This is a genomic window from Zobellia nedashkovskayae, assembly GCF_015330125.1.
GTDB lineage: Bacteria > Bacteroidota > Bacteroidia > Flavobacteriales > Flavobacteriaceae > Zobellia > Zobellia nedashkovskayae.
The window spans coordinates 3,099,103-3,122,368 of the sequence record NZ_JADDXR010000002.1; the positions used below are offsets into that span (position 1 = coordinate 3,099,103).

General features: G+C 37.0%; 18 protein-coding genes. 7 read left to right on the top strand and 11 right to left on the bottom strand.

Translation table 11 applies throughout. From position 1 onward, the window contains the following. Positions 1-245 precede the first annotated feature (245 nt). The 5 genes from IWB64_RS12955 to IWB64_RS12975 form a co-directional block, all read right to left on the bottom strand. The gene (locus IWB64_RS12955) at positions 246-896 is read right to left on the bottom strand and encodes an alpha/beta hydrolase (RefSeq protein ID WP_194534395.1); all 651 of its coding nucleotides are present in this window, start codon (positions 894-896) and stop codon (positions 246-248) included. A 229-nt stretch (positions 897-1,125) separates the two neighbouring features. Then, positions 1,126-1,833 carry a hypothetical protein gene (locus tag IWB64_RS12960; protein ID WP_194534396.1) on the bottom strand — a complete coding sequence of 236 codons (708 nt, stop codon included), beginning with the start codon at positions 1,831-1,833 and terminating at the stop codon, positions 1,126-1,128. Positions 1,834-2,251: 418 nt separating this feature from the next. Next, complete coding sequence (locus IWB64_RS12965) at positions 2,252-3,130, bottom strand: DUF808 domain-containing protein (protein WP_194534397.1); 879 nt, start codon at positions 3,128-3,130, stop codon at positions 2,252-2,254. Positions 3,131-3,151: 21 nt separating this feature from the next. Further along, the gene (locus tag IWB64_RS12970; RefSeq protein WP_194534398.1) at positions 3,152-3,313 is read right to left on the bottom strand and encodes a lmo0937 family membrane protein; all 162 of its coding nucleotides are present in this window, start codon (positions 3,311-3,313) and stop codon (positions 3,152-3,154) included. A gap of 301 nt (positions 3,314-3,614) precedes the next feature. Next, a complete protein-coding gene (locus tag IWB64_RS12975; protein WP_194534399.1) occupies positions 3,615-5,411 on the bottom strand; it encodes an alpha-amylase family glycosyl hydrolase in 1,797 nt (598 codons plus the stop codon). A gap of 458 nt (positions 5,412-5,869) precedes the next feature. Between IWB64_RS12975 and IWB64_RS12980 the strand changes: the two genes are divergently transcribed. After that, a complete protein-coding gene (locus IWB64_RS12980; RefSeq protein ID WP_194534400.1) occupies positions 5,870-6,265 on the top strand; it encodes a response regulator in 396 nt (131 codons plus the stop codon). A gap of 109 nt (positions 6,266-6,374) precedes the next feature. On the opposite strand, the gene IWB64_RS12985 is transcribed toward IWB64_RS12980, so the two are convergent. After that, positions 6,375-6,923, bottom strand: a complete 549-nt coding sequence (locus IWB64_RS12985; RefSeq protein WP_194534401.1) for a lipid-binding SYLF domain-containing protein — start codon at positions 6,921-6,923, stop codon at positions 6,375-6,377. Positions 6,924-7,092: 169 nt separating this feature from the next. After that, a complete protein-coding gene (locus IWB64_RS12990) occupies positions 7,093-7,527 on the bottom strand; it encodes a response regulator (RefSeq protein WP_194534402.1) in 435 nt (144 codons plus the stop codon). A gap of 647 nt (positions 7,528-8,174) precedes the next feature. Here IWB64_RS12990 and IWB64_RS12995 point away from each other — a divergent pair. The 5 genes from IWB64_RS12995 (at position 8,175) to IWB64_RS13015 (ending at position 17,967) form a co-directional block, all read left to right on the top strand. Next, the gene (locus tag IWB64_RS12995; RefSeq protein ID WP_194534403.1) at positions 8,175-11,384 is read left to right on the top strand and encodes a SusC/RagA family TonB-linked outer membrane protein; all 3,210 of its coding nucleotides are present in this window, start codon (positions 8,175-8,177) and stop codon (positions 11,382-11,384) included. Between the two features lie 23 nt (positions 11,385-11,407). After that, on the top strand, positions 11,408-13,120 hold the full coding sequence (locus IWB64_RS13000) for a RagB/SusD family nutrient uptake outer membrane protein (protein WP_194534404.1): 1,713 nt from the start codon (positions 11,408-11,410) through the stop codon (positions 13,118-13,120). Between the two features lie 87 nt (positions 13,121-13,207). Continuing rightward, positions 13,208-15,205 (top strand): FG-GAP-like repeat-containing protein, encoded by a 1,998-nt coding sequence (locus IWB64_RS13005; protein WP_194534405.1) that lies wholly within the window; start codon positions 13,208-13,210, stop codon positions 15,203-15,205. Between the two features lie 27 nt (positions 15,206-15,232). Continuing rightward, positions 15,233-16,639, top strand: a complete 1,407-nt coding sequence (locus IWB64_RS13010) for a 3-keto-disaccharide hydrolase (RefSeq protein ID WP_194534406.1) — start codon at positions 15,233-15,235, stop codon at positions 16,637-16,639. Next, positions 16,639-17,967 (top strand): Gfo/Idh/MocA family protein, encoded by a 1,329-nt coding sequence (locus IWB64_RS13015; RefSeq protein ID WP_194534407.1) that lies wholly within the window; start codon positions 16,639-16,641, stop codon positions 17,965-17,967. Before IWB64_RS13010 ends, IWB64_RS13015 begins: the two co-directional genes overlap by 1 nt. Before the next feature lie 132 nt (positions 17,968-18,099). On the opposite strand, the gene IWB64_RS13020 is transcribed toward IWB64_RS13015, so the two are convergent. The 3 genes from IWB64_RS13020 to IWB64_RS13030 all read right to left on the bottom strand — a co-directional run bounded on the left by IWB64_RS13020 (position 18,100) and on the right by IWB64_RS13030 (position 21,838). Then, complete coding sequence (locus tag IWB64_RS13020; protein ID WP_194534408.1) at positions 18,100-20,271, bottom strand: vanadium-dependent haloperoxidase; 2,172 nt, start codon at positions 20,269-20,271, stop codon at positions 18,100-18,102. Positions 20,272-20,310: 39 nt separating this feature from the next. Continuing rightward, the gene (locus IWB64_RS13025) at positions 20,311-21,378 is read right to left on the bottom strand and encodes a substrate-binding domain-containing protein (protein ID WP_194534409.1); all 1,068 of its coding nucleotides are present in this window, start codon (positions 21,376-21,378) and stop codon (positions 20,311-20,313) included. Between the two features lie 202 nt (positions 21,379-21,580). Beyond that, positions 21,581-21,838 carry a hypothetical protein gene (locus IWB64_RS13030; protein ID WP_194534410.1) on the bottom strand — a complete coding sequence of 86 codons (258 nt, stop codon included), beginning with the start codon at positions 21,836-21,838 and terminating at the stop codon, positions 21,581-21,583. 251 nt (positions 21,839-22,089) lie between these two features. Here IWB64_RS13030 and IWB64_RS13035 point away from each other — a divergent pair, with 251 nt between their 5' ends. Then, positions 22,090-22,830 carry a DUF3891 family protein gene (locus tag IWB64_RS13035; RefSeq protein WP_194534411.1) on the top strand — a complete coding sequence of 247 codons (741 nt, stop codon included), beginning with the start codon at positions 22,090-22,092 and terminating at the stop codon, positions 22,828-22,830. Between the two features lie 79 nt (positions 22,831-22,909). On the opposite strand, the gene IWB64_RS13040 is transcribed toward IWB64_RS13035, so the two are convergent. After that, positions 22,910-23,254, bottom strand: coding sequence for a hypothetical protein (locus IWB64_RS13040; RefSeq protein WP_194534412.1), 345 nt, complete (start codon positions 23,252-23,254; stop codon positions 22,910-22,912). Positions 23,255-23,266: the final 12 nt, after the last annotated feature.

A 23,266-nucleotide genomic window follows, 5' to 3' on the forward strand; every position in this document is an offset into this window, starting at 1 on the left:
CATAACAAGGGGTTAAAAAATTAAAGAAGCCCATAGCATAACAGGCAAGGAAAATATACATTTAAAAGTGGTGGTAAAAAATCAAATATGTTTGCAAGAATTAGTAGACCAGCTTATGGTTTTTAGTGATATTAATACATTTCTTATATTATCTAAAGTTTAGTTTTCTTTTTTTTGTCCAAAGCTAAATTTGAATATTTCGCTGTCACGTAATTTTCGATTTAGTACTAAACTTTGCATTACGTTTAGATTTTGTTGTAGTACGTTTTTATTTCTCGGTTTATTATATTACTTATTTCTTTAGCTTTATCTACTATCATAAAATGTCCACCTTTATCAATCAAAATTGTATTATCTCCTTTTGGTGGAAGTAATTTATCTTTAGTTCCTCCAATCTTAATCAAACTTGGTAATTGAGATTGATTTTTCCAATTCATTAGTTCCCTAATCGCCCATTTTGTAAAACTAACATCCGTATCGTCTATTATTGAGTTTAATAGTTCTTTCTTGTCCGTTCCAAACATAAAACGTGCAATTGCTTTCGGTGGGTTTAACAAGCTCTCAGGAACGAGTTCTATCAGTTTTGATTTTCCTGTTAGTTTGATAATACCGCTCAATTCATTTCTTGTTTCAACAGATGATATTAAAATAGTGAATCTTGGTTTAGTTAATTTACTGATTTCAGTTGCTATTAAACCGCCAAAACTTACCCCCAAAATCCCGAAATTTTTATCCGTGCCTATTCCGTATTCAACGATTAGTCTTTTGGAATATTCTATAATAGATTCCTTTGTATTGGGTTTAATCCACTCAACAGGAACTAATTCGTGGTCAAGAGTCAAATATTTGAACACCCTTTTGTCTGCTCCAAGTCCACTAATTGCATATATTTTCATTTGTTACTAAGTGTTCTTGAGAAATGAACTATAACGGTTTAATTATCAACAGTACGCGAGCAAACTAGCGTTTGCTTTCCGCCACGCACATAGCAAAATCTTTTTGTTTTGTTTTTTCTTTTTCTTGTTTAAAGCAAAATCCCAAAGATTTTGCGGACTTCATAAAAATACACAAACCATTCGATTAAGCCCTAAAGCCCGCATTATGTTTAGGTATTGTTAGCATTAGTTATTTTTTCTTTACGAGCAATGGATATACTTCTCCTGAATCATGTTCGTCAATAATAAACATGAAATTATCTTTATAATTTAGGGATTCAAATCCGCCATTCCTGTCAATTTTTAACAGAACATCATGGATTGCAATCATTCCCTCTAACTTATATATTTCAATTATTTCATCATAACCTTCAACTAATTCGATATCATTAAATTCCTCCATTTCGATGATATCTCCATCTTTCAGTTCATCATAGTTGATATGGTCGTTTGTGTATTTTTCAGGTAGATTTTCATGATGTAAACTTTCAAGACTATCAAAAAATCTTAACCCGATTCCCGGGCATGCATAAAAATCGGTTGTGAAGTCATAATCAAACCCCATATCGAATTTGTCAAACTGTACTTGGAAGTCCTTCCATTCGCCAATTCCGTAAGCAGTAGCTTCTACATTTTTTTGAAAAAAGTAATCATACTCAAAAAGTATGGCATATAATTCTTCCTCTTTTTTTATTCCTTTTTTAGGATTTGACCACCAGTCCTTTAAGTTTTTGACAACTTCTATTTCTAAATTTTGTTTGTAATTTTCAAAATCAAATTCCTTCAAATTTTGGAGAATATCTTTTAAATAGCTGTCTAAATTTGAATTGGAGTCAAGAATAGAGAAGTACTTGTTTCTATTCTTGATTAAATTTTGTCTAATAATCTGGTTGTTCATTATTTATGAATAATTAATGCTTAACAATTATATAAAGCAACTAGTTACTTTATATCTCTAATCTAGCGGTAAAAAGCAACTAGTGGTTTTATGCAGTTTTCCTTACTTTTTAGACTTATCTATAAAGATCACAATACTAATCATAATACAATTACAGAAATCTGTAAGTATAGTGTAAGATGAACACTATTCGTTAAAGTGTAGGAATTTATCGACGTAAGAGGGAAATACATCAATTCTTGTGGAAAGTTTATTTAAAAACAAATCTGGAATTAGAAATCTGCAAGAATGCTTCGGCCTAAAATGAAAATCATCTCTAGCGTATTCGGCAACAAACATCATCGGCTTACAGCCCATAAAACATCCGCTGCAAAGCAAAAAATAATATTTAGGCACAATTCCCGGTTGGGTAATGTGGTTACTTCTTCTTAAAAAGACTAATCACCTTCATTACCAATTTAACGCCTGCCAAGACTACCAAACCTACGCCAAGGCCTACTAGAAATTCTTTAACAATGTCCGGTAATTGTGGTAAAAGGTCATGGAAGAAATGAATGTTATGCACAAAAATACCACCGGCAACCAATAGGAGCGCAATAGTACCAATTACGGAAAGGCTTTTTATGACCCATGGCAAAGCACCAACCAAGAACCTGCCCACATAATCAGAAAAGCTATTGTCCTGCTCATTAAGGTTAATGAGTTTAAGACCAAATTCATCCATACGAACAATCATGGCAACAATACCATACACGCCAACGGTGGCAATTAATGCAATTAGCGAAACTACAGGTATTTGAATATTTAACGGCTCATCTGCCACGGAGCCCAAAGCAATGATAATAATTTCTACAGAAAGAATAAAGTCTGTTACAATGGCTGCTTTTACGCGTTCTTTTTCTAAAGCAAGTATATCTGCTTCGGTCATTTCTGTGTTCAGCGTTTGGTGTGCGGCATCATGGTGCGGCACAAAAACTTCATAGATTTTTTCCGCTCCCTCATACGCCAAATAAAGTCCACCAAGCACCAACGCTACAATTATAGCAGAGGGGAGGAGGTAACTGAGTAGAAAGGCAATGGGTAGAATAATTAGCTTATTGACCATAGACCCTTTTGAGATGGCCCACAGTACAGGAATTTCGCGATCGGACATAAAACCGGAGGCTTTCTCTGCATTTACTGCCAAATCATCTCCTAGAATACCAGCCGTTTTCTTGGCGGTAATTTTACTCATAGCCGCAACATCATCCATAAGTGCAGCAATATCATCTAGTAACGCAAAAAATCCTGAGGCCATAGCTAAAGGGGTGCTTTTTAATTATTCTTTATTTTTCTGACCTATAAACCAGTTATAGACAATTAGGATAACGGCCAATACCAATAATAGGTGAATTAGACCTCCCAAAATCTGAAAGACCAAAAATCCTAAAATCCATCCAATAATCAATACTATTATGATACTATATATAAGATATTTCATGTTTTTTTCTCTTTTTTAAGGTGTTCAGGGCTCTAAACGGGCATTTTGCACTTCATTTTATGAATTTTTAAAGTGAAGTGTTTTTGAACACGGGTTAAACATGACACTAATATAAAGGGCTGTTTTGAGGAGCATAGCCGCTATCCGTTTCTTTTTTGATGGATAACATAGCAATTGGTTTTTAAGTGGCCTATCAGAGTCCCAAAAACATTATGGTATTAAAAAACTGCCCCATAACTCCAAGTAAAATGTACTTGTGCCATGGGGCAGTTCTATATGCTTCCGTAAACCGTGCTTGTGCTTATTTTGTATAAATGAGCGCTGCGTACGCAGGAATGGTAACCTGACCAGTGAACGGTTTTTCGTCCGTTGGTTCTTCTACTTTTTCCATGCCTTCTACGGCTAGTTCTGAGAAATCTTCATCATAGCCTTTCCATGTGCTATTAAAACGTAATTTCCATTCCGCATCTTTGGCAACGCCAATTCCGTATTCTTCAAAAGCCTTGTCCCCAAAGTTTAGAATAACCAATACCGGTTCATTATCATCAGCATCCCTGCTACGTACGTAGGCAAGAATTTTTGTGTCTTGATTAAAGTGAATAATTTCTATCTGTTGTCCTCGCAGTCCGTTGGTGCGTTCTGCTTTTCCGGTTCTAAGCGCAATAAGGTCCGTAGATAGTTTATTAATGCCCTTTAGTTTGTCTAGTTTTCCCCAGTCCAAAGCTTCCGTATCTTGAAAATATTCATCTTCAATAAATTCCTGACCTTGGAACAACATAGGTATTCCCGGTGCGGTTAGCGTAAGAACAATACCCAGAATGGCACGTTTTTTAGCAAACGGACTTTCTGCATCTCCCGGCTGTATTTCTTCGGGAACCCTGGCCTTGCCATTGGCAACTTCATCATGAGATTCCGTATAGATGATTCTTCTAAAGGCATCACCACTATAGCTGTAGGTTAGGGCGTTCACTATTTGTTGAAGGTCTCTATCTGAGTCGTTGATCATCGTTAACACCTCACGAACGGGGTGTACAAAATTCATATCCCACTGAGAGCCGTAACCCAATCCACCGTATTCAGAACTGTCCGTTACCTTGTCATCACCTTTTAGGTCTTCGGCAATGGTCAATACATGAGGATATTTAGATTGAATTTGCATGTTAATATCCCGCATGAGGATATTCCCTTCATTTATTTCCGTATCCAATCCCAGACCGCCACCTTCAAACCTAATGTATGAAGTAGCATCCATCCGTAGGCCATCACAACGGTATTTATCTATCCAGAACATGGCATTGTCCGCAATGTATTTCCTTACTTCGGTTCGGCCATAATCGGGGCGGGTATCTCCCCATGGGGTTTCCGAACGGTAATCATTATAAAAATAGATTCCACCTTTATCATTTTCGCTCCAACCATCAAATTGCCAAAGGGCTATATCAGAAGGTCCAAAATGGTTGTAAACCACATCCATAATAACCGCAATACCTTGTTTATGGGCTTCTTTTACCAGTTTAGCAAAACCATCCGGCCCGCCGTAATCTTGTTCAATAGCAAAAGGATGCGCTGGGTTATAGCCCCAAGAAATTCCGCCTGCAAATTCTGCTACAGGTAATAATTCTATACAGTTAATGCCCAGTTTTTTTAGATAGGGGAGTTTCTCAATAACATCTTCAAACGTACCTACCTGATCTGGTTTTTTACGGTTGAAAGTCCCCACATGTAGTTCGTAGATAACGAGCTCGTTCCAATTGGCAATTTGAAAATCATCGCCCTCCCAATCAAAATCTAGTTTCCTTGCAATGGAATTTCCATCGCTATTGGTGACCTCTACGGCATAGGGATCGTTACGTTGGTATTCATTTTTGCCATTTATGATCAAAAATTTATATTCGTCGCCTTCTTTACATTTATCGGTAACGCCGGCCCAATAGCCATTCTCTTCGAGTTCTAGTTCTAACTTGTCTTTTTTCCAGTCGTTAAAATCGCCAATAACAAAAACTTTATCGGCATTGGGTGCCCAAACCCTAAAGGTTGTAGAAGCATCATCTGTTAAGATGGCTCCCATGCCTGCACTTTTATCTAAAGTAACTTCCATATTATCTGTATTTTCTATAAGCAAAAGGAGCTCATAAGTGTCCTATCAAAAATAATATGAAAAGGAATAAAAAGGTAAAAAACGAGGGCTTATAAATACCCCTAACCCGTTAAATATTAACCCGATAAATACCAATTTAAGGTATTTTGATTTTATGTTCATTATTAAAGATGGAATTGAAAAAAGCGGGTGTTCTATAGAAATCCGTAATAATTTGAAGGTAAGCCTTACAACTTAAAATTCGTAGCTATTGAGAAATTAGTAAAATAACCACCTAGATAGACGTTTTAGGGACTTGATACCGCTTTTTGATTAATAATTACCAGTAATTTTTGCCATAACAATAAATATTTGCTAATTATCTAGCATGGTGATTGTTAAAAAAATTTGGAGGTTATCTTTGGCCTCCCTTTAACAGAGATATAATGTTTGGAGGGTACGCTGGAAATAAGCTTATTATGAATACCGGACCACTTATTTATATTGATGATGATGAAGATGACCGCATGTTGTTTCAAGAAGCTATAGAAGAGCTTTTTCCGATGCTGCCTGTGGAGTCTTTTGATAACGGATCGTCTTTTTTGAAACGGTTGACCAGTGATTTGGTTATTTTGCCAAAACTGATATTTTTAGATTTGAATATGCCGGTAGTAAGCGGTGCGGAATGTTTGACCAGAATTAGAAAAAACACGCTTTTTACGGAAATACCCGTAATCATGTATTCTACTACAAGTAACCCCAAAGACCAATTGCGTTGTTTGGATTTGGGGGCCAATATGTTCGTTACCAAGTCTAGGTCTTATAACGCAATGAAAAAGCAGTTGACAGAAATAATCAGTAAACATCTTTTTTAAATAGGTTTCTTATTACAGTTTTCTAATGTGGAATTGTAGATGAGAAGTTTTGAAAATAAGGCATAAAAAAAGCCGGTCTTTAGACCGGCTTTTTCTTTAGAAAAATAAATTATTTTTTCTCAATATTCTTCATATCTGTATAGTTGAATTTTTGTCCACCTACAGAAAGGTCAGCCATCAATCCTTTTTTTGGCTTAGCAAATACAACAACACCGTCGTTATAACTTGCATTGGCAGCAACACCTTTTTCTAGAGCTACAGCAGTAGCTTCCGCAGAAAACTCAAATTTATCTTGTTTGAATCTTTGTAAAGCTTCAGCAGTTTCAAAGAAAATAATTTCGGTTAAAGCTTGTCCACCAGCTTGCAGACCTATGTCCAATTTTTTCAAATCGGCCATCCCAACTGCTTTACCATTTTCATAAAGTACTCCGTTACCGGAAGCGCCACCTACAATTAGGCCACCTTCACCAACATTCGGAAAAACTACATAGCCAGAAGCGTTTTCAAAAAACATGTCTAGACCCTCGTTTGACGTTTGTAGTTTAGCTTTAGCTTTCTCGGCATCTGCCATTACTCTTTGGTCATCTTTGTCTTGTGCGGATGCTCCTAAAGTAAAAAGAAAGGTAGCTGCTATTAAAATCGATTTTGTAATTTTCATATCAATAATATTTAGATTAAACATTAATTCTGATACAAAAGTACAGGGTGATTGTAGCTGAGGTTAGCGCTAAAAATTATAATTATGATGCAAAAAAAAGGAGTTTTTGAGGTAAGATTAATAGGATTAAAGTCAATGTAATCCTACTTAAATAGAGGTATGATTTAAATTAAACCAAAATAACAAATTGGCCAGAGTTAGCTTCTTCATCATCTTTTACAACCATAGATAGTAAGCTCTTGTGAAGCATAATTTTAAGGTCTTCAAAAGAAGAAGGTTTCTGAATATATTGGTTGGCGCCATCTGCCTGCAATTGGTTCACTTCCCTTTGGAGGTAGGAAGTAGAATAGACAATAACCTTAATATCGTCAAATCTAGAAAAGTTCCTAATATCCGTTAAACACTCAAAGCCATTCATAAGCGGCATGTGTAAATCTAAGAAGATAGCATCTGGTAAATCTGTTTTGGAAAACAGATTATCCATAAGGTCCACACCATTATCGAACTGAGTTACTTTAGTAGAGATATTTATTTCATCAAGAGCTTCTACGAACAATTCGCGATCTTCTTTATCATCGTCCGCTAAATAAAGGTTAAGAGTCATACTTGTTTTATGTTTTTGATTGGTCATCAAATAATATATTCACTTTCATTTATCTGATAACTAGTTGTCCGGATTTAGAAAGGCAATACACAATTGCTTTTTTATATACGTGAAGCACAACCCTTTTGGAGCTTACTTCTCAATTTTTTTTATAGATAGAATTTTAAACCGAAAATATAGATTTTGTAATAAAGGGCAGGAACGAATTAGAATAGATATTAACTCAAAAAGGATTTTTTCTTTTTAGAACCGAGCTTGTGAAGAGTTGAAGGGAGTAAGAATAGAAGCAGAGGAGCGGAGGATTTTAATACGTAATCGGTAATTATTTACAGTATTTCTACCATAATCTTAGTATTTGTCTCGTGTCCGAACACGATTGTTATTTGTGTGCGCACACTTTTTAAGACTTTTTACTAGGTTATTTCAGGTTGGGAAATTATATTCGTAAAATATTGTAATAAATTTTGGGATTTTGTTAACACGAAACCTGTTTTAGTTATTTGATTGTCAATTAATTAACGCATACATTTTTGTGCTTTCAGCTTTTGGTGATTTAGTAGGCTGAGCAGGTGATTAGTGAACAAGAGCTCAAAATTTTAAAAGAATACCACTCAACACAATTTTTAGTAACCAACTCAATCTCAATTATGAAAAGAAAAAACCGATGTGCAAGAATTTTGCGTACGGGTTCTTATTCGAGTTTTAAATCTCGGCTAGGTTCCTTTGCGTTTGTTTTGCTTTTAGTGAGTACTGCCAATGCTAAATCTTCTAGCGAAGATATCTTGTTGGTAGATGACAAAGGGATAAGACCTCTCGTCAATGAAAATGAAGAAATAATGGTTCGCATCTCTACCGTGCAGTCTACTATTTCTGGTGTTATTACAGATGAAGCCGGCGTTCCTTTACCCGGTGTTAACGTAGTAGAAAAGGGAACCACTAATGGTGTAGTCTCGGATTTTGACGGGAATTACTCCATTCAGGTAGCAGATGCTAATGCTGTATTGCGTTTTAGTTCCATAGGCTTTGCTTCTAAGGAAGTAACCGTGGGCGCAAACGAAACTCTTAACATTCAATTAGCTGAAGATGCGCAGAGTCTACAAGAAGTAATTGTTGTGGGGTATGGTACACAAAAAAAGGAAGATGTTACGGGGTCTCTTTCACAAGTAGAAGGTAAGACGCTTACCGTAGCGCCACCACCAAACTTATCTGCAGCACTTTCAGGGAAACTTTCTGGTGTTATTGCCGTGCAGACAACCGGTCAACCAGGTCAAGATGATGCGCAATTCCAGATTAGGGGTAGAAGTACTTTAGGAAATAATAGTCCATTAGTTCTTATTGATGGAGTTGAGCGTCCGTATCAAAGGGTGAACCCTTTTGAAGTAGCTAGTGTTACGGCCCTTAAAGATGCGGCTTCAACAGCGGTATATGGTTCGCGTGCTGCGAACGGAGTACTTTTAATTACCACGAATAGGGGAAAAATAGGAAAGCCTTCTATTAATTTCTCTAGTCAATATGGATTTCAATCGCCAACAAAACGACCGGAACTTATGAATGCCAGTGAGTATGTATTGGCATTTAGACAGTCTTTTTTAAATAGAGGTACTGCTCCAGATGCATTACCGTATGATGACTTAGTAGACCAGGCCAACGCCGGTACAGTAGAAAGTTTTGATTGGTGGAATGAAACCTTGCGGAATTCTGCACCACAAGAACAGTATAATTTTTCTGTAGACGGTGGAAGTGAAAAGCTTAGGTATTTCTTCTCCTACGGTTTATTGGACCAAAGCGCATTATATGAGAATGCCGGTTTCAAACAAAGTAGTATTCGTTCTAATGTAGATGCGGATATTACAGACCGTTTAAAGTTTAGTCTTAACATAGCGGGTAGGTTAGAGAATACTTTACGTTCTGCGGATATTGATGCTGAAATATTTTCTAATGCCTTACGGGCAAACCCTTTATTTCCAGTTTTTGTAGATGGTCGCCCAGGAGCAGAGGGTCTTCCTGAAGGATCACTTGGTTTTGACGGATTCAGTGGTAACTCTGTAGGTGATGCTAATAGAAATGGTAGTGATAGAAGAGATAGCGACTATTTCCAAACTAATTTTCAGTTAGAATATGAAGTACCAGGAATAGAAGGTCTAACAGCAAAAGCCATGTACTCTTATGATAGAAATGTCACCAAACAAAAAGTGTTTTTTACACCTTATACCTCGTATCAGTTAAACGAAGCAACGGGCGAATACATTCCAAATATTAGTGATAACCTAAGTTATTTAGATGAGCGTAGAGGAGATTTTACACAACAGACTACGCAACTGAGTTTAAATTATAAGAAAGAATTTGGAGATCATTTAATTTCTGCATTGGCACTTTATGAGAAGATAGAACAGAAATCTGATAATATTTTCGCTTATAGGGATGGGTTTCTTTCCCCGGCCATACAAGAGCTTTTTGCAGGATCTGTAGATAATGACCAGAATACAGGTGGAGCTTCAGAAACAGCAAGAAGAGGGTTTGTAGTTAGAGCGGATTATGGCTATAAAAACAGATATTTATTTCAAGCCAATCTACGTTTAGATCAGTCATATATTTTTCCAAAGGAAGGCCGTGATGGGTACTTTCCTGCTTTTTCTGCAGGGTGGAGAATTTCAGAAGAGAATTTTATGAAAGATTCTGATTTGATCACAGATTTGAAACTTAGAGGTTCGTGGGGTATTACAGGTAATGATAGAGTAGATCCTTTTCAGTACATTACTGGTTTTAACTTTCAAGGTGGTTATGTGGCCGATGGTGCTTTTCGTCAAGGTATAAGCCCATCTGGTATTCCAAATCCAAATATAACATGGGAAACCGCTACTACTACGGATATTGGATTGGAAGCCGAATTTTTAGAGGGTAAATGGGGGCTGGAAGTAGATTATTATAAGAAAAGAACAGAAGATATTCTTGCCGAAAGAAGTTTATCCGTACCAGGTACTTTTGGAGCGGAATTACCAAGTGAAAATTTAGGTATTGTTGATAGTTGGGGTTGGGAATTTACCGTGAAGCATAAATACTCTATTGGTGAAAACTTTTACTATAATCTAGATGCTAACCTAACATTGGCTAACAATGAAATTGTTTTTTTAGATGAGCCTGCCGATGTTTTACCGGGAGCAAGTTTAACCGGAAATGAGATAGGTGCTCGTGTAGGATACCTTGCGGATGGTATATATCAGAATGATGAGGAGATAGCAAACGGTCCGTCTCAGTTTGGAGAATTGGCACCGGGTGATATAAGATATAAAGATATTAACGGCCGTGATGCAGACGGGAATCTTACAGGGCAACCAGATGGCGAAGTAAACCAAGATGACCGTACCTTAATAGGATCCAGTAATACTCCGGGTGTTATATATGGTCTTAATGCAGAATTAGGCTATAAAGGCTTCTCTTTGGCATTCAGTTTCCAAGGAGCAACGGATTATACTAGACAGGTTACACCAAGAGGTTTCTTGTTAGATGTAGGGAATAACTTTAAAGTGTTAAACGATTCGTGGACGGTAGATAATCCTGATGCAAAATATCCTAGAATATTACCTGATGGAAACTCAAACAATAACCAGACTAGTGATTTCTGGATAGAAGAGGTTTCGTTCTTACGTTTAAGACGCGCACAAATCAGTTATGATTTTGCATCTATTTCAGAACAGTTAGAGGCCTACGGAATCAAAACACTAAGTCTTACTGCATCAGGTACCAACCTTTTGACCTTTACCAATATTTCTTTAGGAGATCCTGAAGGAACCGAGGGGAACTCGTTATTTTATCCAATCTCACGGGTAATTTCTTTCGGCGTAAACATAGGATTCTAAAAACAAAACTTAAAGTGAACAAAATGAAAAAGATTGTAACAATATTAGCGCTCGGTCTTGCTTTTGCGACCTCTTGTAGCGACGATTTTTTAGATAAAGATCCAACGGATCAATTGGGGGCATCAACGGTGTTCGAAGACCAATCCTTAGCCCAAGCATTTTTAAATAACATTGTGGGGCAACTGCCCTCAGGACAATATGGTAGTACTGGAGCAGGATACGGAAATAACTATTTACTAGCTTCCATATCAGACGAGGCTCGTTCAAAGAGTGGGTGGGTTCCATCCAACGCCGTAGTACGTGTAGGCTCATTAAATCCTCTAGACTTAGGAGCATTAGACATATGGGATGATGCGTATACCGCCATTCGTCAGTCTAATGAGTTTTTAGAAAGTCTAGAAACTTCTGAGTTTGATGATGAGTTTAAAATTAGAGCAGCGGCTTCGGCAAGGTACGTGCGTGCTTGGTTCTATTTTGATCTTACTAGAAGATATGGCGATGTTCCTTTATTGACAGCAGCTCAATCTCTTGATGATGAGGATATATTTCCATCTCAAACACCAAGAAGTGAAATTTATTCTTTTGTAAATCAAGAGTTGACCGCCGTAGCGGCTGGACTTCAGAATAAATCAGAAGTTAAAGCTGGTGAGTTATCCAAGCAGGCAGCTATTGCTTTGAATGCCCGTGCAATGCTTTTTGCGGAACGTTATGAAGATGCGTCTATTTTGGCTAATACTTTGATTAGCGGAACAGAAAATGACGGACTTGAATTATACGGAGCAAATCCAACAAGTGCAGAAGAAGCAATCAAGAATTATGGCGATTTATTTTTATCTACGGGTGGAAATGTAGAAACCATATATGAAATCTTGTTTTTGCCACCAGAAAGATCTCATCAATTTGATCGCGGTAACTGGCCAGTAAGATGGAGAAATGATAATGGAGGACAGACCGATCCAACACAAGAATTGATAGATGATTTTGAAATGCTTAATGGTCTTGCAATTGAAGAGGCGGCATCTGGTTATGATTCCACAAATCCTTATGCAGATCGTGATCCTCGTTTCTATGCTTCTATATTTTATCATGGTTCGGAGTTTTCTGAAGTATCACCTTCACGAGGAGAACCTTTTATTGATATGGAATGGAACGGTTTTAACGAAGGACCGGGTACCGTACGCGATGGTAATGCTTCTATTACAGGATATTTGGTAAGAAAATTTGTTGATCCGTCCTTGGGGTTTGCGCCAGAAGGAGTTAGTAACACAGCTTGGCAAGAAATACGTTTTGCAGAAATTCTATTAATTTATGCAGAAGCTGAAAATGAAGTGAATGGGCCAAGTGCAGAAGTTACTGAGGCGCTAAACAGAATTAGAAGAAGAGCTTTTATGCCAGAAATATCAGCAGGTTCTAAAGAAGATATGCGTGAAAAAATCCGACAAGAGAGAAGAATAGAATTAGTTTTTGAAAACCATCGCTGGTTTGATTTAATTCGTTGGGGAGAAGCTACTACAGTTCTTAACAATACTTTCCATGGTATGAAAATAGAGCGTAATGGAGTGGCTACCGCAGGGGATGGTGGTCCACAACACGTTTTTGACCCATCACAACTTACGTTTACGATTTTTGAAGATCCGGCTTTTAGCAATTCTTTTCCTGATAAATATAAGTTTTTGCCCATTCCACAGGATGAGATGGATGCCAATACAAACTTAAAACAGAACCCGGGATACTAATAATAATTGGGCAAAACAGAAGTCAAATAAAATGATTTGGCATAGGAATTTCTCCTGTGCCAAATTTTTAAGGTTGTCAATAAGACCATGAGAGATAGAGCACTTTACTTAAGCTTTTTGTTCAGTTTACTGAGCTGGTCTCTTCATGCACAAAATTTTACTGAAAAAGCAAAGGAGCTTGGTATTGATCATTATATATCAGATTCTAAGGCTATGGGAGGGGGCGTTGCCATTTTTGATTTTAATAATGATGGTCTGGAAGATATTTACCTTACTGGTGGTGATGAAAATGACCAGCTTTATGAAAATTTGGGTAATGATAATTTCAGAGAAGTAACCGAAGAAATGGGTATTACTCAATTCAGAAGTGTAAAGACCATGGGCGTGGTAGCCGGTGATGTAGATAATGATGGTTTTACTGACCTTTTTATTACTACAGCAGAAGGTGCTCGTTGTTATTTATTAAAAAATTTAGAAGGGAAATCGTTTACCAATATAGCACCCGCAGGGGGTATAACCCATGAAGCATGGAGTATGACGGCAACAATGGGCGATTATGACCTAGACGGGGATTTAGATATTTATGTAGGTAATTATGTGGCTTATGATAACCTTCCTTTTGACCAAAATATTACGAGTCCATTAGCTGATTTTTTCTATGAAAATAAGGGTGATGGTACTTTTTTAAAGATTGATAATCCATTAGCCTCAAATGAAAAAGGAACAACCTTGGTTTCTTCTTTTTCGGACATAGATCAAGATGGAGATGCAGATTTATTTGTACTTAATGATTTTGGGGATTTTTATGAACCCAATAAGGTTTTGGTCAACAATTATCCAGAAAGGAACTTCAGTAATATATCCAATGCTTCCGGTATGAATGCCGCCATAAATAGTATGGGTATTGCGGTAGGTGATTTTAATGAAGATGGAAATTTTGATTATTATGTAACGAACATCGGTCATAATAAACTGTATCAAAATCAAGGCTTGCTTTCTTATGAAGATGTGGCAAGAGATATAAATGTCAGTGATGGAACAGGGGTGTGTTGGGGTGCGGCTTTTTTGGATGTAAACAATGATGGACATTTAGATCTCTATGCTTCAAAAGGATCTTTGTTAAACCTTAATGATACTCAGAATAATTTATTGTACTTGGGTTTTGGAAAAGAAACAAGGTTTGAGAATGTTTCCGAAACATTGGTAACCAAGGAACCCAACAAAGCTAGGGGAATGGCATATGGAGATTTGAACAATGACGGCAGGCTAGATATGATTGCTGTAAATATTCGTGTGAGCCAAGGGAATCTTGGAAGCACTAAAATTTATATGAATTCAGGTTCTGAGGAGGCAAATTGGTTAAAAGTAAAACTAGAAGGGACTGAGAACAATAGAAGTGGGTACGGGGCTTTAGTTAAAATATATACTGATGGAAAAGAGCAAATAAGGGAAGTTTCCGGAGGAAGCAGTTACTTGTCCGTGCACAGTTCTATAGTACACTTTGGTTTAGGTCAGCTGGAAACAGTAGATAGTTTGGTAGTAAAATGGCCAAAAGGTCATAAGCGAGAGGTATTTAAAAATTTGGAAGCTAATACAGATTATTTTATTAAAGAAGACGAGGGCATTTTTAAACGTGCTTTTGAAACCATTCAAATTTGCCAGGGTGATGAAATTACTATCGGTAATCAAACCGTAAGTGAAGAAGGGGTGTACACAGAGTTAATAACCGAAGGTGAAAATAACACTGTAAAATTAACTAAATTGGTAGTAAATACTGACGGAACAGGGGGGTGTTCACTAGTAACCGTGCCGAGCGAAGAAAATATTGATGGTCGTGAAATAGTGGTCTATCCAAGTCCATTTAATAATATGTTGCGTATAGTGTCAGGCGTTGCCTTTGAAGATAATGTAAGCATAATTTTAAGCGATGTTTCTGGACATGTCGTCCGTAATCAAATGGTAAATAGTAAGGCGGCAAGAGGTTCTATAACAATCAGTGGATATGAGACCTTGCCAGCTGGCCTATATGTATTGAAAATAGTTAGTGGCAACACAACTTATATAAGAAAAATAGTAAAATCATAAACGTAAAACAACTTAGAACAATTGAAGATGAAGTATTTAAAAACAAGTAAACTAAAATCCTTTGGGTATAACAGCGCCCTTTTAGTATTGGCATCAAGCTTTTTTATAAGCTGTCAGGCTCAAAAAGAAGAAACCCCATGGACTGAACTTTTTGATGGTGAAACCTTAACGGGTTGGACCCAAAAAGGTGGTGAAGCTATCTATGAAGTTAGAGATAACACTATAGTGGGAACAACGGTAAGCAACACGCCAAATTCTTTTATGACTTCTGATAAGATGTATGGCGATTTTATATTGGAGTTGGATTATAAGGTAGATCCGTCAATGAATTCCGGTATTCAGATTCGGAGTAATAGTTTTCCATATTATATGGATGGTAGAATACACGGGTATCAGGTAGAAATTGACCCATCTGATCGCGCGTGGAGCGCAGGTATTTATGATGAAGCCCGCAGAGGTTGGTTGCATCCATTACCTGATAGCAATACAAAGGCAAAACAAGCTTTTAAACAAAACGATTGGAACCATTACCGAATTGAAGCTATTGGTGATACCTTAAAAACATGGATTAATGGTGTGCCAGCGTCTCATTTGATCGATAGCCAAACGGCAAGTGGGTTTATTGGTTTGCAGGTGCATTCTATAGGAAAGGACAAAACTCCAGGTACCGAAATTGTATGGAAGAATATCAAAATCATTACAGATGATTTACCTAAATATTCAGAAAAGAGTCCGTTGCCAGCAGTTAATATGGCAAATCAACTAACTAAAAATGAACAAGATCAAGGTTGGGAATTACTTTGGGACGGTGCTACTACAGATGGTTGGAGAGGAGCTAAATTAGAAGGTTTTCCAGATAAAGGTTGGGAAATTAAAGATGGTATCCTTACGGTCTTGTCTTCCGGTGGAGAAGAATCTGCAGCAGGTGGTGATATCGTTACCACAGAAAACTATGGGGATTTTGAGATTAAAGTCGATTTTAAATTAACGGAAGGTGCCAATAGCGGTATTAAATATTATGTAGATACCAACATCAATAAAGGAGAAGGTTCTTCAATAGGCTTGGAGTATCAGATTTTAGATGATGAAAGACATCCAGATGCAAAAAAAGGAAACCACGAAGGTAGCCGTACGGTTTCTTCTCTTTATGACTTGATTAAAGCGGACCCAAAGAAGCCAATAAAAGCAATTGGCGAGTGGAACACAGCACACATCATATCAAAAGGAAATCACGTTGAGCATTACCTTAATGGCGCTAAAGTATTGGAGTATGACCGTAAGAGTGATGCGTATAGAAAATTAGTTTCGGAGAGTAAATATGCTAAGTGGCCAAACTTTGGAGAGTTAGACAATGGTCAAATTTTATTACAAGACCATGGAGACAGAGTTAGCTTCAAAAACATTCAAATAAAAACACCTAAAGCCGATAAATAATGACGACAAGAAGAAATTTTATAAAGAAAACGGCAACAGGTTCAGTAGCATTATCGTTCAGTGGTCTTATTTTGCCATCTATGGCCAATGCAAATATTCTAGGTGCTAATGACCATATTAACTGTGCTATTATTGGTGTTCGTAGTAGAGCCAAAGCGCATGTAATGGCAGTCCATGAGCAAAAAAATGCTAAAATTATTTATAGTTGTGATGTAGATGATACTATACTTGAAGAGCATAATTTGTGGTGCCAAGAAAATATTGGTTACATCCCAAAAAATGAAAAGGATTTTAGAAAAGTACTAGAGGATAAGGATGTAGATGCTGTATTTATTGCCACACCAGAACATTGGCACGCTCCTATGGCCATAATGGCTTTACAGGCGGGCAAACACGTGTATGTAGAAAAACCATGTAGCCACAACCCTTATGAGAACGATTTGTTGGTAGCAGCTCATAAAAAGTACGGTAAAAAAGTACAAATGGGTAACCAGCAAAGGTCCGCAAAGACTTCTATAATGGGAGTGAAGGACATTAGAGATGGTGTAATAGGTGAAGTATACAAAGGCGAGGCGTACTATAGTAATAATCGTGGTTCTATAGGAAAAGGGAATGAAATAGCCGTTCCAGATACGTTAGATTGGGATATGTGGCAAGGTCCTGCACCAAGAGAAAAGTATAGAGATAATATACACCCGTATAACTGGCACTGGTTTAAGACTTGGGGTACAGGAGAGGTACATAATAATGGTACACATGAAATTGATTTATGCCGTTGGGCATTGGGTGTAGACCTACCAGAAAGTGTTACTTCTTTTGGTGGTAAGTACACTTTTGATGATGATTGGCAGTTTGTAGACAACCAGCAGGTTACCTATACATATCAAGATGATAAATTCATTACTTGGACAGGTCATAGCCGTGGTAAAATAATACCAAACCAACCAGGTCGTGGTGCTACCATTTATGGCAGTAAAGGTATTATTCAGTTAGATCGAAACTTTTATAAGTTATATGATTTAGATGGTAACCTTTTAAAGGAAGAAAAAGAGGGAGCAGAAAGTGCAACTACCAATACAATGGGGCAGGGGCAATTAGATGTAAACCATGTAGGTAACTTCTTTGAAGCTATAAGAACGGATAAATCCCTTCACTCGGATATTCAGGATGCTAGTATCTCAACTATGTTGTGCCATTTAGGTAATATCGCGCAAGATGCAGGAGAGACTATAAAAATAGATCAGAAAACTGGTAAAATCTTAAACAACGAAAAGGCCATGGAAAGCTGGAAAAGGGAATATGCCCAAGGCTGGGAGCCAAAATTATAAAGCTTTGTAACCAAGAGGTTATGAGCTAGTTGATTTTTTTGTTAGTTTTTTTTAGGCCCGTATGAAGTTTTCATACGGGCCTTTTTGGTGTTAGTTTTATCAAAGAATTGATGAAAGAATAAGTGTCAATACTTATTGCCTGATTACTTTTTGACGGTGGACAGTAGTTCCATCGCTATTTTTTATAGTTAAAATATACATCCCTGAAGAAAGGGTAGGGGTTTCTATTTTTGATTTTTCGTTGAAATTTATTTTTTCAGAAAAAGCTAATTCACCGTTTAAACTATAAAGCTGTACAGTACATTCTCCCGTGAGATCAGTAGCTAGGTTCATTTCTTGTTGAAAAGGTATAGGAAACAGAACAGCGTTATCGTCACCGCCTTCGGAAGATGTTTTAACACCAAAAAGGCGCTCTGCTTTAGCGAAAGCTTGTTTTCCTATTTTATCGCCCATTAGTCGTCCTGGAATGTCATCTATAGGAGGATGAATTCCTCCCCAAATTCTTGAAAGACTAGTTTGGTCAGAAGCATCTCTATAGGTAGCCCATTGTAGGGTTAAGTCTTCGGAAGGGCCATCTTCAAATACCAAAAATTCATTTGCTTTGATGTCAAAAGTTCCCATCCCTCCAGGAAAAAAAGCATCTCCGGTCAATAGTGTCATAACTTCTGCGGCAGCCCTAGAAAACGTGGAATGACCAGAAATATAACCTGCAAAAGGAGGGGTGACGAAAGTACCACGTTGATAGGGCCACCAGTGCGTTCCTAATATCCACCCGACACCAGCAACGTCATTTTCTGGGTCATTTATAAAGTCTGGACCTCTCCAAGCCTTAATCTTAATTTCTCCCACAAATTCTCCCATGGGTCCCGCTAATGGGTCGGTTTCATCAACAAGTTCAATTAAATCAGGGATGAGAGGGATACCGTTTGGGTCAAAACTTGGTAATTCAGAGTTGCTACTTTGCCCTTTGCCTGCCATATACCTGATGGCAGAAATAGGTCTGACATAATCAAAATAACCTTTAATGCCCCAAGTGGAAATAGCCGCGTCATGCATGGCTCCACCAAGGGCTAAATACGATTTTACGTCCCATTCCAAATTAGTTATAATAGAACCTTCTCCTTTAATTTTTTTCTCAACCAAAGGATGGTCGCTCACATAATTTAAGATGGTAAACCAATGTCCGGGCGGAGTTTCAGAATCGGGGCCATCTGCCCAGAACTCCGCAAGGACTCTTGTATAGTCCGAACGTTTTACAAGTTGAGGCTCGTATGGCTGGTCTGTGTAGGGGTTGAGGTCCCAACCTTTACCAGTGTCTCCTCCATCTATAAGATTGTAGAAAGTTTTGTACGCTTCAAATGAAGTAGGGTAGGTTTCTATATCAACATTACCCAAAGCAGCTGGTGATATATCTATTTCCGTAGGGTCTTCTGGGTCTAAATGAGCTGACCATGCAGCCACCAAAGTGAAATTCCATTTATACGGGTCGCTAAGCCCATCGGTCATAGAATTTTCTATTAGAGGCGGTTCTTGCGTGTCAAAATACAAATGAGAATCAAAACCGTTATTTTTAATCTGTAGGTTCGTTTCATCTAAAGCAAAAGGAACAACAGAACCCCATTCAGGACTTAGGAAATCTGGTATGGCCACGGGAACTGAATTCCCAGACTGATCTATAAAAAGGTCAAATGATAGCGGCTGCCAATGGTTTGGGTCTATATCCGTAATATCTTGATATTCTGATAAAACTAGAGGAGGGTTGCTAGGTCTGTAAAGCTGGTTGCCATATTCTAAATCTTCATTGGAACCATCTTGGTTACCAAAAGCAATCATCTCATTGCCTAAATAATTTCCTAAAGCGGCATAAGAACCTGAGCTATAATCAATAGATGCAAATAATGGGTCGTATCCAAAGGAAAGGAATAAGTCTTGTATATTTTCTAAAGTTTCAGTCGCCCCTGGAGAAGTAGAAAAACGGTGTATCAATAACCTATATAGGGCATAGCTCATGATTTCATGGCGAGCAGTGTTAATATTTTCAGGTTGTAAAATGCCATTAAAATTACAATCGTAATTACCATATGTTTGCCCAAGAAAGACCGTTTGCGCAGTATCGTCAAATAGGGCCCAAGCATCGTACATTACTACGGAACTGTGGTATAAATTACGAGCATGCACAGTAGGCCTGGCAAAATCAGAACGTATGGCATCTAGCAATACTTCATTCCACTGTCTGGCAACAGATTGTTGCGCATTGGCTGTACATACAGCAAAGACAAGAAGTAATAGCAGTAGTTTTTTCATTGGTTGGTCTGTACGTAAAATGCTTCTCGGTAATCTAAGCTAAACGGCGTACTCAATAGTGTCGGCAACATCAAAATAGTCTACATTTTCTTTGGTAACTATATTTATGGCTGAATTGTATTTAGGTTTTGGCGTTTTGTTTAGAAGTAGATACTCTGTGAGTATTTTAAGTCCCATATACCCTTGCTCAAAAGGGTTTTGATCTATGGCAAAATCAATAGATCCTTTTCTAATATATTCAAGATTATCTATATGGGTGTCATAACCAATAGCGCGTATATTGTTGAGACCTCTGCTTTCAAGAAATTTAGCAATCATGAAAATAGCACTAGACGGCACGAAAATACCGGAAATCTGTTTATTGCTTTCCAATTCTTTGGTAAGTGCTTTTTCAATCATTTCCGTATCAAAATCGTCAATGATTATTTTTTTAATCTGCTTATCACTGTTATGGTCGGAAAAGTAATCTAAAAATCCCTTCATTCTAGTCTCTATTGCCAAATGCCTACCCACATTTTTTTGCGAGGTCAATATGGCTACAGATTCTTCGGGTTTGGTAATCAGGTTTATCATTTTGCCACACAAGTAACCACTTTGTAGTGCATTTTGACCAATGTAAGTCAGTTTATCGGGAGTATCTAAATCAATATTTATAAACACACAGGGTATTTCCTTTTCTTTTAATTTCTCTACGAATGCCAATGAAGTATTGTAAAAGAAGGGGGCGAAAACAATTCCGTTGGGTTTCAAATCTAGAATTTTATCTAGCGCCTGTTCGTACGATTTTAAATCGTATTGATCAAAGAAAAACTTGTGTGTTTCCACACCATATTTTTGTATTTCCTTAGCGGCCGATTTCATCCCTAAATGTGGTCCATGCCAAAAGTGATTTTTAGATATGACCGATGGTATTAGCGTAGCAATTCTATACTTCTTTTTGAAAGCCAAAGTGCTGGCAAGTATATTTCTTTCAAAATCGTACTTATCTAGTAATTTCTGAACTTTTTCCCTAGTCTTAGGAGATACTCCAGGACGCTTATGAATTACCCTGTCTACTGTACCTGTAGAAACCTTGGCTTCTTCGGCAATATCTTTAATCGTTTTCAATAAAGTAGTTTATAGTGTAGTAATCGACTTCAATTTAACCAGTCTTAATTTGTTATAGTCGAATTATTTGTATGTCAAATATAGGAAAAATTCTAATCTTAGAAAAGCACCGTAGCTTGCTTTGTGTTCGCACACGATTTTGTACTGTTCTGGTAATCAATCATGCTATAATAGAGGAAGCTGAAGGTAATTACTATAATATTCAGTCTATAAGATTTTGATTCACCTTATTTAGTTTTTGAATTTCATTTGATATGCGATTTAAACGCTTTTGTATTTTTGATTTCTCTGTGGTTTCTGATATTGGAATACTGTTCAATTTCAATTTGGTTTTAACGAGTTTGATATTGAATTCACGAACAGCTTCAAATTTCCTTGAGGGATATTTTGGGAAGTTACTTTCAAAAGTCTTTCGTAACTCTGTAATCTGCTTATTCAATTGTTTGAGATAGGTTTTCATTATACTTTTTTCAGGTTTCAATGTTTTGGGGGTTGTTGAGATATTCATCGTTTTTTTTATAAAATTATGTAGCCTATGAAAATAGGAAGTTCGCTATTGGTTCAAATTTTAGCTCAAACAAAACCATTCATTACCCTGCTAATGCATTTGGATTAAACTAAATAGGGATGACATTAATAGCGTTCTACGTGAGGTATTATTTTTATAGAGCAATACACACTTTTAACAATAAACCTATAATCTATTTTGTTATGCTTATAAATTTTTTACACGATGGAGTGGAGGTAATATCACATCCGGCACATGGCCTGTTGGCTGGTAAAATAGCTGATAAAATAAGACATAAACTCTTTGTTGATCATTGGTTAGAAACTATGACTGCTATAATTGAGCATGATGATGAACAGATATCGCATAAAGCTAAAAAGAGTATTTCTAAAATAGGAATGCCAATGGATTTTGCCATAAACACCACCCCAATAGCCAAATCGTTTGAGCATGCTAAAGCGGTTTTTGAAAAGGTGAATAAAAAATCTAGTTGGTCTGCTTTAATTCTGTCCCACCACCTTCAATTTTTGTATGAAGACACCGCTAAGGATCATGCTGAATTTAATATTTTCTTAAATGATTTAAAAAGTTTTAGAGCGACGGTTTGCGAGCGGTACAAAGTAAAGCCTGATAAGATCGCGGAACTCTATAAAATTATGATTTTTGCTGATAGATTATCTCTTATTTTATGTCAAGACCAAGTACCGCAGTTGGGTAGGGAACTAGAGATAAATACATCTATAGACAACAAAAAGTATTTTATATATGAATCTGCTAAAGGAAATCTAATTGTAAAACCTTGGCCTTTTAAAGAGAGTTCCTTTGACTTATCCTTGGAATCCCGTTTGCTATCGGAAATTAAATTTAAGGATGAAGATGAGTTTGATGCATTTCTGGCTAAAGCACCTATTAAAATAAAATCTTGGACATTTTCTCGCGAATAGCTAATGGAATTAAATCTAAAAAGAAATAATCCCGACAAAAGAATTTGTCGGGATTAATTAATAAAATTATTATTGTTTATTACTCAGCGTCTGGAGGTAACACGTTTTCATTCTTAATATTCCCTTCCGGAATTTTATCTAAAAACTCATACAGTTCTGTGTTGGCACTAGGACCGTACCCTGTAAGTAGAGTTCCTTTACCACCATCAGCCGTTTCAATAACATAGAGCAAGGACATGTCAGAGGGATTACTCATTCCTTCATACCTATGCTCTTTAACAATAGTTATCTCTTTGGGGGTATAATTCGTATCTGTTTTTGTACTCCGTAATTGGTTATTGATAAACCTATAGGAATCTGTATACCCTAAGTTTTCATAACTTTTAATATAATCCGTCTCGTGTTTTGCATATTGATTATTCATAATTTATATCTT

Coding starts and splice junctions, on each gene's coding strand:
- IWB64_RS12955 (WP_194534395.1), bottom strand. CDS start 896: ATGAAAATATATGCAATTAGTGGACTTGGAGCAGACAAAAGGGTGTTC.
- IWB64_RS12960 (WP_194534396.1), bottom strand. CDS start 1,833: ATGAACAACCAGATTATTAGACAAAATTTAATCAAGAATAGAAACAAG.
- IWB64_RS12965 (WP_194534397.1), bottom strand. CDS start 3,130: ATGGCCTCAGGATTTTTTGCGTTACTAGATGATATTGCTGCACTTATG.
- IWB64_RS12970 (WP_194534398.1), bottom strand. CDS start 3,313: ATGAAATATCTTATATATAGTATCATAATAGTATTGATTATTGGATGG.
- IWB64_RS12975 (WP_194534399.1), bottom strand. CDS start 5,411: ATGGAAGTTACTTTAGATAAAAGTGCAGGCATGGGAGCCATCTTAACA.
- IWB64_RS12980 (WP_194534400.1), top strand. CDS start 5,870: ATGAATACCGGACCACTTATTTATATTGATGATGATGAAGATGACCGC.
- IWB64_RS12985 (WP_194534401.1), bottom strand. CDS start 6,923: ATGAAAATTACAAAATCGATTTTAATAGCAGCTACCTTTCTTTTTACT.
- IWB64_RS12990 (WP_194534402.1), bottom strand. CDS start 7,527: ATGACTCTTAACCTTTATTTAGCGGACGATGATAAAGAAGATCGCGAA.
- IWB64_RS12995 (WP_194534403.1), top strand. CDS start 8,175: ATGAAAAGAAAAAACCGATGTGCAAGAATTTTGCGTACGGGTTCTTAT.
- IWB64_RS13000 (WP_194534404.1), top strand. CDS start 11,408: ATGAAAAAGATTGTAACAATATTAGCGCTCGGTCTTGCTTTTGCGACC.
- IWB64_RS13005 (WP_194534405.1), top strand. CDS start 13,208: ATGAGAGATAGAGCACTTTACTTAAGCTTTTTGTTCAGTTTACTGAGC.
- IWB64_RS13010 (WP_194534406.1), top strand. CDS start 15,233: ATGAAGTATTTAAAAACAAGTAAACTAAAATCCTTTGGGTATAACAGC.
- IWB64_RS13015 (WP_194534407.1), top strand. CDS start 16,639: ATGACGACAAGAAGAAATTTTATAAAGAAAACGGCAACAGGTTCAGTA.
- IWB64_RS13020 (WP_194534408.1), bottom strand. CDS start 20,271: ATGAAAAAACTACTGCTATTACTTCTTGTCTTTGCTGTATGTACAGCC.
- IWB64_RS13030 (WP_194534410.1), bottom strand. CDS start 21,838: ATGAAAACCTATCTCAAACAATTGAATAAGCAGATTACAGAGTTACGA.
- IWB64_RS13035 (WP_194534411.1), top strand. CDS start 22,090: ATGCTTATAAATTTTTTACACGATGGAGTGGAGGTAATATCACATCCG.
- IWB64_RS13040 (WP_194534412.1), bottom strand. CDS start 23,254: ATGAATAATCAATATGCAAAACACGAGACGGATTATATTAAAAGTTAT.